Annotated in this window: 11 protein-coding genes; 7 read left to right on the forward strand and 4 right to left on the reverse strand. The window is 72.2% G+C overall.

All coding sequences use genetic code 11. The features are described 5' to 3' along the window. Nucleotides 1-7: 7 nt before the first annotated feature. Nucleotides 8-763 (reverse strand): nucleotide exchange factor GrpE, encoded by a 756-nt coding sequence (gene grpE / locus ACGF3C_RS03955; RefSeq protein ID WP_355004657.1) that lies wholly within the window; start codon nucleotides 761-763, stop codon nucleotides 8-10. Between the two features lie 48 nt (nucleotides 764-811). After that, nucleotides 812-2,680: a molecular chaperone DnaK gene (gene dnaK, locus ACGF3C_RS03960; RefSeq protein ID WP_393218519.1), complete on the reverse strand. Its 1,869-nt coding sequence runs from the start codon at nucleotides 2,678-2,680 to the stop codon at nucleotides 812-814. A 220-nt stretch (nucleotides 2,681-2,900) separates the two neighbouring features. Between dnaK and ACGF3C_RS03965 the strand changes: the two genes are divergently transcribed. The 3 genes from ACGF3C_RS03965 to ACGF3C_RS03975 are packed head-to-tail and all read left to right on the forward strand — an operon-like array spanning nucleotide 2,901 to nucleotide 7,684. After that, nucleotides 2,901-4,721 carry an ABC transporter gene (locus ACGF3C_RS03965; RefSeq protein WP_357227085.1) on the forward strand — a complete coding sequence of 607 codons (1,821 nt, stop codon included), beginning with the start codon at nucleotides 2,901-2,903 and terminating at the stop codon, nucleotides 4,719-4,721. Then, on the forward strand, nucleotides 4,718-6,403 hold the full coding sequence (locus tag ACGF3C_RS03970; protein WP_393218524.1) for a GTPase: 1,686 nt from the start codon (nucleotides 4,718-4,720) through the stop codon (nucleotides 6,401-6,403). The genes ACGF3C_RS03965 and ACGF3C_RS03970 overlap by 4 nt, the downstream gene beginning before the upstream one ends. A 57-nt stretch (nucleotides 6,404-6,460) precedes the next feature. Further along, nucleotides 6,461-7,684, forward strand: a complete 1,224-nt coding sequence (locus tag ACGF3C_RS03975) for a hypothetical protein (protein WP_357204877.1) — start codon at nucleotides 6,461-6,463, stop codon at nucleotides 7,682-7,684. Between the two features lie 145 nt (nucleotides 7,685-7,829). Here ACGF3C_RS03975 and ACGF3C_RS03980 read toward each other — a convergent pair whose 3' ends face one another. Both ACGF3C_RS03980 and ACGF3C_RS03985 read right to left on the reverse strand, forming a co-directional pair. Beyond that, complete coding sequence (locus ACGF3C_RS03980; protein WP_357227090.1) at nucleotides 7,830-8,453, reverse strand: phosphatase PAP2 family protein; 624 nt, start codon at nucleotides 8,451-8,453, stop codon at nucleotides 7,830-7,832. Between the two features lie 65 nt (nucleotides 8,454-8,518). Further along, entirely contained in the window at nucleotides 8,519-9,433 is a 915-nt protein-coding gene (locus ACGF3C_RS03985; RefSeq protein WP_393218529.1) for a hypothetical protein, read from the reverse strand. Between the two features lie 524 nt (nucleotides 9,434-9,957). Between ACGF3C_RS03985 and pdhA the strand changes: the two genes are divergently transcribed. The 4 genes from pdhA to ACGF3C_RS04005 all read left to right on the forward strand — a co-directional run bounded on the left by pdhA (nucleotide 9,958) and on the right by ACGF3C_RS04005 (nucleotide 13,942). Further along, nucleotides 9,958-11,133 carry a pyruvate dehydrogenase (acetyl-transferring) E1 component subunit alpha gene (pdhA, locus tag ACGF3C_RS03990; protein ID WP_355004650.1) on the forward strand — a complete coding sequence of 392 codons (1,176 nt, stop codon included), beginning with the start codon at nucleotides 9,958-9,960 and terminating at the stop codon, nucleotides 11,131-11,133. After that, nucleotides 11,133-12,122 (forward strand): alpha-ketoacid dehydrogenase subunit beta, encoded by a 990-nt coding sequence (locus ACGF3C_RS03995; protein ID WP_355004649.1) that lies wholly within the window; start codon nucleotides 11,133-11,135, stop codon nucleotides 12,120-12,122. Before pdhA ends, ACGF3C_RS03995 begins: the two co-directional genes overlap by 1 nt. Nucleotides 12,123-12,127: 5 nt before the next feature. Further along, a complete protein-coding gene (locus ACGF3C_RS04000; protein WP_393219077.1) occupies nucleotides 12,128-13,582 on the forward strand; it encodes a dihydrolipoamide acetyltransferase family protein in 1,455 nt (484 codons plus the stop codon). 219 nt (nucleotides 13,583-13,801) lie between these two features. Next, complete coding sequence (locus tag ACGF3C_RS04005) at nucleotides 13,802-13,942, forward strand: hypothetical protein (RefSeq protein ID WP_355004647.1); 141 nt, start codon at nucleotides 13,802-13,804, stop codon at nucleotides 13,940-13,942. Nucleotides 13,943-13,976: the final 34 nt, after the last annotated feature.

Here is a 13,976-nt window from a genome sequence, read left to right on the forward strand (position 1 = left end):
TCTGGCACTATTCCGGATCCGCGACCGCGACCAGCGCGGGGCGCAGCAGCCGCTCACCGAGCTGGTAGCCGCGTCGCATGACCTGTACGCAGGTCGGCTCGCTGACGTCGGCCGACGTCTGGTGCGCGACCGCCTCGTGCCGGGTCGGATCGAACGGGTCGCCCTGCTCGCCGAAGGCGTTCAGACCGAACTTGCCCAGCGCGGTGGTGAGCTGTTCCGCCACCGTGCCGAACGGCCCGACCAGGTCGCCGTGTTCCCGGGCCCGGTCCAGGTCGTCCAGGATCGGCAGCAGCGCGGCCAGCACCGAGCCGGTCGCCTGCTCCTGCACGAGGCTGCGGTCCCGGTCGACCCGCTTGCGGTAGTTGGCGTACTCCGCCGACACCCGCTGGAGATCCCTGGTCCGCTCGTCCAGCTCGGCCCGTAGTGCCTCCAGCTCGGCGCCGAGCGAGGTGCCCGCGCGGCCACCGTCCACCGGCTGCGCCGGGGCGTCCACCACCGCCGGACCGGACGGCTCCGGCCCGTCGGTGGAGTTGACCTCGACCTCGATCTCATCGACCACGACCTCGGCGTCCTCGACCAGACCCTCGGCCGGCACACCGGTCTCCGCGTCCGCGGCGGTCCCCTCCGGCTCGGCGGTGTCGACGAGCTTACGGTTGTTGCGGATGACGACCCGCTCCCCGTCGCCGGTCGGCTCCGTGGTCGCGGAGCCACCCGGCGTCGACCCGGTGTCGCCCGGGTCGGCGGCTCGTGGCTTCTGCGTCATGCGGCTACCTCATCCCCTTCGCGGTGGAAACGTGTCGGAGGCCGACGGTCACTTCTTGCCGTCCTCGTCCACGATTTCCGCGTCGACCACGTCGTCGGCACCGCCGGCCTGCGGGCCGGTCGCACCCGTCGCGCCGGTCGCGCCCGGGCCAGGCTCGCCACCCGGCTGCTGACCCTGCTCGGCCTGAGCCGAGTAGAGCAGCGAACCGGCTTGCTGGGAGACCTGAGCCAGCTTCTCGTGCGCCGACTTGATCTTCTCGATGTCCTGACCGCCGAGGGCGCCACGCAGCTCGCCGAGCGCCTCGTTGAGCTGCTCGCGGTTCTCAGCGGGCAGCTTGTCGCCGCTCTCGGCGAGGAACTTCTCGGTCTGCCACTGGAGCGCCTCGGCCACGTTGCGGGTCTCGGCGTCGTCGCGGCGACGCTTGTCCTCCTCCGCGTGCTCCTCGGCGTCCCGGCGCATCCGCTCGATGTCGTCCTTCGGCAGCGAGGAGCCGCCGGTGATCGTCATCTTCTGTTCCTTGCCGGTGCCCAGGTCCTTGGCGTGCACGTTGACGATGCCGTTGGCGTCGATGTCGAACGCGACCTCGATCTGCGGCACGCCGCGCGGCGCCGGCGGAAGGCCGGTCAGCTCGAAGGTGCCGAGCTTCTTGTTGTACGCCGCGATCTCCCGCTCACCCTGGAACACCTGGATCAGCACCGACGGCTGGTTGTCGTCGGCCGTGGTGAAGACCTCGGAACGCTTGGTCGGGATGGTGGTGTTGCGCTCGATCAGCTTGGTGAAGATGCCGCCCTTGGTCTCGATGCCCAGGCTCAGCGGGGTCACGTCGAGCAGCAGGACGTCCTTGACCTCACCCTTGAGCACGCCGGCCTGGAGGGCGGCCCCCACGGCGACCACCTCGTCCGGGTTGACGCCCTTGTTGGGGTCACGGCCGGTGAGCTGCTTGACCAGGTCGGTCACAGCGGGCATCCGGGTCGAACCACCGACCAGGATGACGTGCTCGACGTCGGAGATCTTGATCCCGGCGTCCTTCACGGCCTGCTCGAACGGGCCCTTGCAGCGGTCCAGCAGGTCCTGCGTCATCCGCTGGAACTCGGCACGGCTCAGCGTCACGTCGAGGTGCAGCGGGCCGGCCGCGCCGGCGGTGATGTACGGCAGGTTGATGTTGGTGGTGGTGGCGGCGGACAGCTCGATCTTGGCCTTCTCGGCCGCCTCGCGGAGCCGCTGGAGGGCCATCTTGTCCTGCGAGAGGTCGATGCCGTGCTCACCACGGAACGTCTTGACCAGGTGGTCGATGATCCGCTGGTCCCAGTCGTCGCCACCGAGCTGGTTGTCACCGCTCGTCGACTTGACCTCGACGACGCCCTCGGCCAGCTCCAGCAGCGACACGTCGAAGGTGCCGCCACCGAGGTCGAAGACCAGGACGGTCTGCTCCTTGGAGCCCTTGTCCAGCCCGTACGCCAGGGCGGCGGCCGTCGGCTCGTTGACGATCCGCAGCACGTTGAAGCCGGCGATCTCACCGGCCTCCTTCGTCGCCTGGCGCTGGCTGTCGTTGAAGTAGGCCGGAACGGTGATCACCGCGTCGGTGATCTGCTCGCCCAGGTACGCCTCGGCGTCCCGCTTGAGCTTCATCAGCGTCCGGGCCGAGATCTCCTGCGGGGTGTACTTCTTGCCGTCGATGTCGACGGACCAGTTCGTGCCGACCTCGCGCTTGACCGACCGGATCGTCCGGTCCGGGTTGGTCACCGCTTGGCGCTTGGCGACCTCACCGACGAGCACCTCGCCGTTACGGGCGAACGCGACGATCGAAGGAGTCGTCCGCGAACCCTCAGCGTTGGCGATGACGGTGGGCTCACCGCCCTCGAGAACGCTGACGCAGGAGTTCGTCGTGCCGAGGTCGATACCGACCGCACGTGCCATCTTCGCTTCCTCGCTTCGTAAGGTTGTGCAGGTGACGGGCATCGCCCGTGGGCTGCTGGCGAGCACCGCCCGCAGCGGGCCCCACCACAAGTTGAGTGAACTTGACTCAATAGTGCCACGCGTTGGCCAATCGTCAAGGTGACTTGAGTCAACCCGACGCAACCCAGCCGTTATTACCGTCCGGTTGTCTTCCCTTGCATCGGTCGGGCACGCTTTAGCGGTGACGACGCACGGCGATCCCGCCACCCTTTCCGGTGCGCCCGCCGTCGCAGCCCGCACCGACCCGCCGGCCGCCGCGGAGGAGCCCCCCGCCACCACCGGGGACGACAGCCTCCCCGGCGCACTGTCGGGCCTCCGGGAGGCGATCGGCGCGACCCGCTATCCCCTCGCGCTGCCCACCGCCGGCCCCGCCCGGCACACCGCCACCGCACTCACCGACCAACTCGACGACTACCTGCTGCCCCGGCTCGCCCGGCTGGACGCCCCACTGCTCGTGGTGGTCGGCGGCTCCACCGGCGCGGGTAAGTCGACCCTGGTCAACAGCCTGGTCAAGGCCCGGGTCAGCGCCGCCGGCGTGCTCCGGCCGACCACCCGCTCCCCGGTGCTGGTCTGCAACCCGTCCGACGCGGCCTGGTTTCGGCAGGGAGAGCTCCTGCCCGGTCTGACCCGCACCACCGAGCCGAGCGACGATCCGCGCGCCCTGCACCTCGTCACCGCCCCGGCCCTGCCCGCCGGGCTGGCCTTCCTCGACGCGCCCGACATCGACTCGGTCGTCGACGCCAACCGGGCACTCGCCACCCAACTGCTGGCCGCCGCCGACCTGTGGCTCTTCGTCACCACCGCCGCCCGGTACGCGGACGCGGTGCCCTGGGAGCTGCTGCGCAGCGCCCGGGCGCGCGGCGCCGTGATCGCCATGGTGCTGGACCGGGTGCCCGCCGAGGCCACCGACGAGATCGCCGCGCACCTGACCGAGATGCTCGCCGAGCAGGATCTCGGCCGGGCGCCGCTGTTCGTGCTGCCCGAAACCTGGGTCGACGGTCAGGGGCTGCTGCCCGAGGGGGTCACCGCCCCCCTTGCCGACTGGTTCGCCCGGTTGGCCGCCGACGTGGACGCGCGGGCGGCGGTGGTCCGCCAGACCCTCGACGGGGCGCTGGCCGCACTCCACCCCGCCGTGGAGGATCTGGCCGACGCCGCCGACGAGCAGCTCGCCGCCGCCGACGGGCTGGACGAACGGGTCCGGGCCGCGTACCGGGGTGCCGAGCGCACCGTCGAGCAGGGGCTCCAGGACGGCCGGCTGCTCCGGGGTGAGGTGCTCGCCCGCTGGCAGGAGTTCGTCGGCACCGGCGAGCTGTTCCGCACGCTGGAGGCACGGATCGGCCGCCTCCGGGACCGGGTCGTGGCCGCCGTCACCGGTCGGCCGGCGCCCGCCGTCGAGCTGCGCAACGCCATCGAGTCCCAACTGGTGACGCTGCTGCGCGGGGTGGCCTCGGAAGCCGCCGAGTCCGCGTACACCGGGTGGAAGGCACACCCGGCCGGCGCCGGGCTGCTCGACCCGGCGCTCGCCCACCCGAGCGACGACCTACCCGAACGCGCCGAGCGCATGGTCCGGGACTGGCAGCGCGGAGTGCTGGAACTGGTCCGGGTCGAGGGCGGTGACAAGCGATTCGTGGCCCGCACCGCCGCGTACGCGGTGAATGCCACCGGGCTGGCCGTGATGATCGCCGTCTTCGCCTCCACTGCGTTCATCCCGACCGGGCTGGAACTGGCCACCGGTGCCGGCACCACTGTCGCCGCGCAGGCCGTCCTCCAGGCGATCTTCGGCGACCAGGCGGTGCGTACCCTCGCCGCAAAGGCCCGCACCGACCTGCTGGGCCGGGTGCGGACGCTGCTCGACGAGGAGGCCGACCGTTTCCTGAGCCGCACCGCCGACGCCCGCCCCGCCGCGGACGCCGGCGACGGGCTGCGCCGGGCCGCCGGCCGGGTCGAGCTGGCCCGGCACCGCAGCGGCCTGTCCGCCGCCGACGAGGAGGGCTCCCGGTGAGCAACATCGCCGGCCGGGTACGCGAGGTGTTCCGCGGGGACCAGCGGGTCGACGCCGACGCGCTGATCGCCCGCCTGGACGCGGTACGCCGGTTCCTGACCGCCGTGGACGGTCTGCTGCCGGACGCCGACCTGGTGCCCGCGCACACCCTTGTCGAGCGGGCCGGCACCCGGCTCGCGCTGTCCCGGGACCACACTGTGGTCGCTCTGGCCGGCGCCACGGGCAGCGGCAAGTCCAGCCTCTTCAACGCGTTGGCCCAACTGGAACTCTCGCCGGTCGGGGTGCGCCGGCCGACCACCGGCGTCACCCACGCCTGCGTGTGGGGGCCGCTGGAGGGCGCCAACCATCTGCTCGACTGGATCGGCGTACTGCCCCGACACCGCTTCGTCCGGGAGAGCGCCCTGGACGCGGACGACGAGACGGCCCTGCACGGGCTGATCCTGCTCGACCTGCCCGACTTCGATTCGGTGCAGCGATCGCACCGGCTCGAGGTGGACCGACTCCTCGGCCTTGTCGACCAGGTAGTCTGGGTCGTCGACCCACAGAAGTACGCCGACCGGGTCATCCACGACAGCTACCTGCGCGAGTTCCACCGGCACCGGGACGTCACCCTGGTCGTGCTCAACCAGGCCGACCGGCTGCCCCCGGCCGAGGTGCCCCGGGTCCTGGACGACCTGCGTCGACTGCTCGACACGGACGGGCTGACCGGGGTGCCCCTGCTTGCCACCACCGCCATCGATCCGGCCGGAATGGTCGGACTGCGCAACGCGCTGGAGCGCACGGTCGCCGAGCGGCAGGCCGCGTTGCGCCGGCTCGCGGGTGACGTCGACACGGTCGTCGCCGGCCTGGACGAGCTGGTCGGTTCGGCCCGGCCGGCGGGCGGGCCGGACGACACCTCCGTCAACGGGCTGAACCGTGCTCTGGCCGGGGCCGCCGGGGTGCCGGCGGTGACCGAGGCCGTGGAGCGGGCGTACCGGCACCGGGCCGGCGCGGCCACCGGCTGGCCCGTGGTCCGGGGCTGGCGGCGGTTGCGGCCCGACCCGCTGCGTCGGCTGCACCTGCCGGGCCCGAGCGGTGACCAGGCCGACCCGGCGGAGAGCCTGGTGGCGGCCACCTCGGTACCGGACCCGACGGCCGCCCAGCGCTCGGCGCTCGGTCTCGCCATCCGCGCGGTGGCCGACCGGGCCGCCGCCGGCCTGCCAGCGGCCTGGCCCGGCGCGGTGACCACCGCCGCCCGGTCCCGCCTCGGCGACCTGCCGGACGCACTGGATCGCACGATCGCCGGCACCGACCTCGGCCTCGACCGTCGCCCGCTGTGGTGGCGGCTCGTCGGCGGTGTGCAGTGGTTGGTCACCCTCGCCGCCGTGGTCGGGCTGGGCTGGTTGGTGCTCGGCTACGCGCTGCGGGCACTCGGCCTGCCCGCGCTGGACAACCCGATGATCGGCCAGGTGCCGCTGCCGACCGTCCTGCTGCTCGGCGGCCTGCTGGCCGGGCTGCTGGTGGCGGCGCTGACCCGGCCGGTGGTGCGCCTGGCCGCCCGGCGCGCCCGCGCCCGCGCCGACCAGCGGCTGACGGCGCGGGTCGCCCAGGTGGGCGACGAGTACGTACTGACACCGGTACGGACCGTGCTCGGCTCGTACGCCCAGGCACGCGACGCGCTGCGGGACGCCGCACGCCGCTGACGCTCCGCACGGCTCGCTACCGCTCTGCGTATGCCCCGGGCGGCGTAGGGTCGGAGCATGGCCACGCCTCAGACCCCCTACGACGCGGTGCTGCACGCCGCACGCGACGTGACCAAGCTGGAGTCCGCCCTCGACGCCGAGATGCTCGGCAGCGCCCTGCTGGGCAGTGTCTACGCCATCGCGGAGACCGACCGCGACGCCGCCGTACGGGAGTTCGTCACCGGCTTTCTCGCCGCCACCGCCCGCCGCAGGGTCGCGGCGGCGACCACCATCCGGCAGGTCTTCGCCACCCTCGTTCCGACCGCCGAGGGCGCCGACCGGGTGCGCCCGGGCAGCCAGGCGCCCACCTGGACGGCCCAGCTCGGCCGGGTGCACCTCACCGGCACCTGGGCGTACGGCGACGTGTACGGCGACCAGACCTCCTACCTCGCGACCTTCGCCTACGACGACGAGTCCGGCGGCTCGGAGCACGCGCTGGTGGCCCTGGTGGACCACAACATCGGGATCACCAAGGACATCTTCGTGGGCGGTCCGGCCGAACGGATCCTGGACCAGGTCCGGCAGATGTGCGCCGACGACGAGCTGACCTGGTTCCGTACCGAAGATCCAGCCCGGTTCCGGGGCGAGGTGGCTCGCCATCTGGCGGTCACCGACGACCTGGGCGAGTTGCCCGGCGAAGGGTCGCTCGCCACCGACCGGGCGTTGGTCGGGGCCCGGTTGGCGATGCTGCCCACCGCGGCCGACCCGACCGGTCCGGCGGAGGTCGAGCCGCTCTCCGCAGCCGAGCGCACCGACCTGGTCCGGCGGTTCCTCGCCGCGCCGGAGGCCGCCCGCTTCGGGCTGGACGCCGTCGACGGGCCGGAGTTGGCCTCGCTGCACTTCTGCCTGAGCCTGCTGCTGGACCACTCGGCGAGCTTCCCGGACGCCGATCCGATGCGCTGGAGTCCGGCGGTGTCCGGGCTCTTCCTGCTGGACTGGGTGCACCGCCGGGCCGTGCTGGACATGGACGACGCGGCGATGCTTCCCCGGGTGCTGCGGGCCTGGGCGCGGTACGCGTCGCGCCAGCGCGGGCTGCCCGAGGCGGCGACGACGCGCACCGACGAGGCGATCGAGGAGATGGTGCCGGAGTTCGCCCGCCTCTACTCGACCGGTGAGCGGCGCAGCGCGGCCACCGCCGCGGTGGCGCAGCTGATGGCCGACGGGGTGGACCCGGACGACCCGGCCGCGCTGGACGCGTGGATCGAGGCGAACCGCCACCGCCTCGCCGACGACGGCGCCTGACGGCGTCTGAGGGTGGGCGGCTACGCGCCGCCCGCCCTCGGCCCGGCCGGCATCGCCCTCCGGGGCCCGGCCAGCGCAGCCCGCCGTGGGTCGAGCCAGCGCAGCGGATCCGGGGCCCGGGCTGCGCCGCAGGTTTCGGGTCGGGCTAGCGCATCGAACCGAAGATCACCGCGGCGATCAGGGCGCCGAGCGCACCTCCGGCCAGCACCTGTGCCAGGGTGTGGTCTTTCAGCCGTACCCGGGACCAGCCGACCACCGCCAGCAGCGGTGCGGCGACGACCAGCCGGGTCCCGAAGGTGAGCATCAGGATGACCAGCGTGCCGGCGGCCACCGCCGAGTGGATCGACATCTTCCACCAGTGGCTGACCGATACGGCGACGACGAGGCCGACGAGGCCGGACACCGCCAGTGCCAGCACCGGGCGGGGCGCACCGAGCACGGCGAGCAGGGCGAGCCCTGCCGCGACCGAACCGAGGCCGACCAGCAGCGGGGCCCGGCGCTGCTCCCGGCGGCCGACGTGGTGGTCGGTGAGCCGGCCCCGGCGTACCCCGCCGACGATGTAGGCGAACGGAATGCCGGTGACGAAGAGAGTGGCGAGCAGACCCCAGACGAGGCCCTGACCGGGGCGGCTGGCGCTGCGCCAGCTCACCGTGATGATCAGCAGCGACACGAGTACCGCCGGGGCGGTCACCTCGGTGACCAGCCGGGCGATCCGCAGCCCCGGGCCGGGCCGGGTGGTGACCGGGCGGGGTTCCGCACCGCCGCCCACGCCACCCCCTCCGGTACGCGCCTACCGCCGAGCGCCGCCGTCGCCGGACGGGTCGCGCCTGATCGTCACCGTACCGTCGGCGAGACCGCAGGGTGTGTCGGTCCGGCCAGTGGCGCCGGGCTGACGCTGGGCGTCGGGGCGACGGCCGACGGCGACGGGATCACCGGGCCGGGTCGGCGGGACGGGACCGCGGGCGGCGTGGGTGTGGGGGCCGGGACGGACCGGGTGCTGGTCGGCACGGCGGTCGCTGTCGCGTCGTCGGTCGGCGTGGGCGTCGGGTCCACCGTCAGGGTCGGGGTCGGATCAGGATCGGCCGAACTGGAAGGGTCCGCCGAGTCGGTCGGGTCCGGGTCCGCCGAGTCGGTGGGCTCCGGGTCGGTCGGTTCCGGGCCCGGCGAGTCGGTCGGGTCCGGCGAGTCGGTCGGGTCCGGCGGATCGGTCGGGTCCGGCGGATCGGTCGGGTCCGGCGGATCGGTCGGGTCCGGGTTGGTCGGCGGTGGCGGAGCGACGGGCGGGGGTACCGGCGGCGAGCTGCTGCGCGTGGGTCTCGGTGCAACCGGCGGGGCGCTCGTCCACCGGGCGGGCCCGGGATCGGCAGCGGCGGGCCCTCCCCGCGCGTGCGACGGCGCGGCCGGCAGCCAGCCGCTGGTCGGGCCGACGCTGGGTGTGCCGAGCGGGGGAAGCGCCGGTTGGCTGGTCATCGGCATGGGGATCACCACCGGCCCGACGGACGGGGTCGGCATGAACGGGATGCTGCTGTCCGGTAGGGCGCTGCTGCCCGGGGTGGCCGAGCCCGCGCTGATCGCGGCGAGGATGGGCATCGACGCCGTGCCGGCCAGCAGCGCGACGGTGAGCAGGTAACCGCGGGAGGCGCCACCGGCGCCGGGGGCCCGGTGGACACCGACCACCCGGCGATAGCCGCCAGCCGACCGGTGCCGACCGAGCGCTGGTGTGCCGGGACCGTCACCTGGCTCGTACACCGCACACCCCTAGTCGTCGGCCGTGGGAGGACATGAATGGACGCCGCCGTAGGGTAAAACCCGACAAATAGCCCGATAGGCGCGATCCTGCGGGAACCAGCCTGGCGCAGTCACCCTGAGTCAGCCAACCTCCACCGCGTGTCGACACGCAGTGCTGCCCGAACGGTGACGAATCGTGCCGCAACGCATGGAAAACGCCGGCCGGCATGATGGCGACAAACGGCGTCAAAGCATGGGCAGTCGGATTGCGGAGGCAGGCGTACTGTGGGCGCGCTCACCTGCTCTGCGAATATGGAGCACGACGGCAACGCAGCCGTGACCTCCGCGCACCCTCGCGGCAGGCGCGGTTGAGCGCCGGCGCTCCCGATCCGGGTTCGGCCAGACCCCGGATCACGCCGTGCGGCAACCCCCACCGGGGCTAGGCGCGGCCGCCAGGAACCGGCCCGGCAGCAGCCGGGCAGGCGCACGAGTTGCGCGGCCGGGTGACCCCCCGGTGCCGACGCAGACACGACAGGGAGACACCGATGGCAAAGGGCGACCCCGGGGGCACCACCCGCAGCAGGCGGGCTGCACCCCGCTCCAGGAAGGGCGCGGCCGGCGACCCCGCGCTGGTGCAGCTACTCACCCCCGAAGGCGAGCGGATCGACAGCGCCATCGGGCCGGACGGCACCGAGTACCGCGTCGACTTCACCGACGAGGAATACCGCGGTCTCTACCGCGACCTGGTGCTGGTCCGGAAGCTGGACGCCGAGGCGACCGCTCTCCAGCGTCAGGGCGAGCTGGGCCTGTGGGCAAGCCTGCTCGGCCAGGAAGCCGCCCAGGTCGGCTCCGGGCGGGCGCTGCGTACCCAGGACATGGCCTTCCCGACCTACCGGGAGCACGGCGTCCTCTATTGCCGGGGCATCGACCCGATCATGCCGCTCGGCCTGTTCCGCGGCGTCGACCAGGGCGGCTGGGACCCGAACGAGTTCAAGTTCAACATGTACACGATCGTCATCGGGGCGCAGACCCTGCACGCGACCGGCTACGCGATGGGCATCACCATCGACGGCAAGACCGGCACCGACGACGGCGAGGCGGCGATCGCCTACTTCGGTGACGGCGCCACCAGCCAGGGCGACGTGAACGAGGCATTCGTCTGGGCCAGCGTGTTCAACGCGCCGCTGGTCTTCTTCTGCCAGAACAACCAGTACGCGATCTCCGAGCCGCTGGAGCGGCAGACCCGCGTCCCCCTCTACCAGCGGGCCGCCGGCTTCGGCTTCCCCGGCGTACGGGTGGACGGCAACGACGTGCTCGCCACGTACGCGGTCACCCGCACCGCGCTGGACAACGCCCGCCTCGGGCAGGGCCCGAGCCTGATCGAGGCGTACACCTACCGGATGGGCGCGCACACCACCTCCGACGACCCGACCCGCTACCGGATCGCCAGCGAGGTCGAGGCGTGGCAGGCCAAGGACCCGATCGCCCGGGTCAAGGCCTTCCTGGAAAAGCAGCAGATCGCCGACGCGGGCTTCTTCGCCGAGGTCGACGAGCAGGCCCGCCGCGAGTCGGTGCACCTGCGTGAGCGGGTGCTCGAGATGCCGAACCCGGAACCGGTGACGATGTTCGACAACGTCTACCCCAACGGGTCTCCGCTGCTCGACGAGCAGCGCGCGAAGTTCAGCCGCTACATGGAGTCGTTCGAGGGGAGCGCCCACTGATGGCCACGGAGACGCTCACCATCGGAAAGGCCCTCAACACCGGTCTGCGCCGCGCCCTGGAGAACGACCCCAAGGTCATCATCATGGGCGAGGACGTCGGCAAGCTCGGCGGCGTCTTCCGGATCACCGACGGTCTGCAGAAGGACTTCGGCGACCAGCGGGTGATCGACACCCCGTTGGCCGAGTCCGGCATCATCGGCACCGCTGTCGGTCTGGCCATCCGCGGCTACCGGCCGGTCTGCGAGATCCAGTTCGACGGCTTCGTCTACCCCGCGTACGACCAGATCGTGTCGCAGGTGGCGAAGATGCACTACCGCTCGGGCGGCAAGCTCAGCATCCCCATGGTGATCCGGATACCGTTCGGCGGCGGCATCGGCGCGGTCGAGCACCACTCCGAGTCGCCCGAGGCGTACTTCGCGCACACCGCCGGCCTGAAGGTGGTGACCTGCTCCAACCCGCAGGACGCGTACGTGATGATCCAGCAGGCAATCGCCTCGGACGACCCGATCGTCTTCCTGGAGCCCAAGCGGCGCTACTGGGAGAAGGGCCAGGTCGACCTGGACGCGCCGCTGTCCGACGCGTACCCCCTGCACTCGGCCCGGGTCGTGCGGCCCGGCACCGACGTCACCGTGCTGGCTTACGGTCCGATGGTGCGGACCTGCCTGGAGGCGGCGACCGCCGCCGCCGAGGACGGCCGGGAGCTGGAGGTCATCGACCTGCGCTCGCTCTCGCCGCTGGATCTGACCGCGGCGTACGAGTCGGTGAAGCGCACCGGCCGTGTGGTCGTGGTGCACGAGGCGCCGTCCAACATCGGCCTCGGCGCCGAGTTGGCCGCCCGGATCACCGAGGAGTGCTTCTACTCCCTGGAGTCGCCCGTGCTGCGGGTGACCGGCTTCGACACCCCCTACCCGGCCGCCCGGGTGGAGGAGGAGTACCTGCCCGACCTCGATCGTGTGCTCGACGCCGTCGACCGCACCTTCGGCTGGTGAGCGACATGTCCCGGATCAAGACGTTCAACCTGCCCGACCTGGGCGAGGGGCTGACCGAGGGCGAGATCCTGGCCTGGCTGGTCAAGGTCGGCGACACCATCGAGCTGAACCAGCCGATCGTCGAGGTGGAGACGGCGAAGGCGGCCGTGGAGATCCCGGCGAAGTGGGCCGGCCAGGTCCAGGCGATCCACCACCCGGAGGGCACCACGGTCGAGGTCGGTACGCCGATCATCGCGATCGACACCGACCCGGGTGCCGGGCCGCTGGAGGCGCTGTCGACCACTGCCACGCCCAGCGGTGACCTGCCCACCCCGTCGGCGGCCTCGCTGGCGGCGGTGGAGGTGGCACCGGCCGAGGGCATGATCGAACCCGGTCTGATCGGCGGTGCCGCCCCGGGCGGGCGGACGGCGGTGCTCGTCGGTTACGGGCCGCGTACCACCGCCGCGAAGCGCCGCCCCCGCAAGGGCGCCGCCCCTTCTGGGGTCGATCATGGAGTTGTGGTGGGTGACAAACCGACCCCGACTCCCACGATTCCGGCACCACAAGTCCATGATCGACGCGGCGGGGCGAGCGGGGGAGCCGTACTGGCCAAGCCGCCGGTGCGCAAGCTCGCCAAGGATCTCGGGGTCGACCTCGCCACGTTGACCGGGTCGGGGCCGCTCGGCTCGATCACCCGGGAGGACGTACAGCAGGCGGCGAGCGGCGCGAGCGTCGTGGTTGCCGAGCCGATCGCGGCGACGGCAGCGCCCAGCTTCGGCGCGGACCGGGAGCAGCGCATCCCGGTCAAGGGCGTCCGCAAGCTGACCGCCGAGAACATGTCCCGCTCGGCGTTCACCGCCCCGCACGTGACGGAGTTCCTGACCGTCGACGTGACCCGGGCGATGAAGGCACTGGACCGGCTGCGCGGCCGGCGGGAGTGGCGCGACGTACGGGTCTCGCCGCTGCTGCTGGTGGCGAAGGCGGTGCTGCTGGCGGTGCAACGGCACCCGATGGTCAACTCGACCTGGGCGGGCGACGAGATCGTGGTCAAGGAGTACGTCAACCTCGGCATCGCGGCGGCCACCGAGCGCGGTCTGATCGTGCCCAACGTCAAGGACGCCGGCCGACTCTCGCTGCGGGAGTTGGCGGACGCGCTGACCGACCTGGTGCAGACGGCGAAGTCCGGCCGCACCTCGCCCGCGGCCATGTCCGGCGGCACCCTGACCATCACCAACGTCGGCGTGTTCGGGGTGGACACCGGCACACCGATCCTGCCGCCGGGTGAGTCCGCGATCCTGGCCTTCGGCGCGGTGCGGGAGATGCCCTGGGTGCACAAGGGCAAGGTCAAGGTTCGCCAGGTCACCACGCTGGCGCTGAGCTTCGACCACCGGATCATCGACGGTGAGCTGGGCTCGAAGTTCCTGCGGGACGTCGGCGACTTCCTCACGGATCCGGAGGCGGCGCTGCTCGCCTGGACCTGATCGTTTCAGAACGCCAGCCACGGCCGGTGTGCCACGGGTTAACGCCCGGCACACCGGCCGTGTCCGTTGAACGAAGGAACCGTCGGCCAAGCGGCCTGTTGACCTTTGATTGTTAGGCAGGTGTCTCAGCTCACCTAATAATCGATGGAATTTCGCCGGCTCCTGCTGTTGAATAGAGGCATCAGGGGCTGACAACCGAATAGCTAGGGGGACCCACCAATGAGCAGCATGATCGAGCGAATCCGCAACCACCGCGACGCGACCCGCCGCGCCCGTGCCATCGAGCACGCGCTGCGCTCGGCGAACTCGCCGGCGGTTCGCGAGGAAATCCTCGTCATCGCCCAGCGTCACATGAGCTGACGCTCCACCACATTCCTCACCTCCTCCAGATCGA

Origin of the sequence: Micromonospora sp. NPDC047762 (genome assembly GCF_043204655.1) — a bacterium.
GTDB lineage: Bacteria > Actinomycetota > Actinomycetes > Mycobacteriales > Micromonosporaceae > Micromonospora.

Bases quoted from the DNA above. Each gene is read 5' to 3' on its own strand.
- grpE (WP_355004657.1), bottom strand. From the start codon at position 763: ATGACGCAGAAGCCACGAGCCGCCGACCCGGGCGACACCGGGTCGACG.
- dnaK (WP_393218519.1), bottom strand. From the start codon at position 2,680: ATGGCACGTGCGGTCGGTATCGACCTCGGCACGACGAACTCCTGCGTC.
- ACGF3C_RS03975 (WP_357204877.1), top strand. From the start codon at position 6,461: ATGGCCACGCCTCAGACCCCCTACGACGCGGTGCTGCACGCCGCACGC.
- pdhA (WP_355004650.1), top strand. From the start codon at position 9,958: ATGGCAAAGGGCGACCCCGGGGGCACCACCCGCAGCAGGCGGGCTGCA.
- ACGF3C_RS03995 (WP_355004649.1), top strand. From the start codon at position 11,133: ATGGCCACGGAGACGCTCACCATCGGAAAGGCCCTCAACACCGGTCTG.
- ACGF3C_RS04000 (WP_393219077.1), top strand. From the start codon at position 12,128: ATGTCCCGGATCAAGACGTTCAACCTGCCCGACCTGGGCGAGGGGCTG.
- ACGF3C_RS04005 (WP_355004647.1), top strand. From the start codon at position 13,802: ATGAGCAGCATGATCGAGCGAATCCGCAACCACCGCGACGCGACCCGC.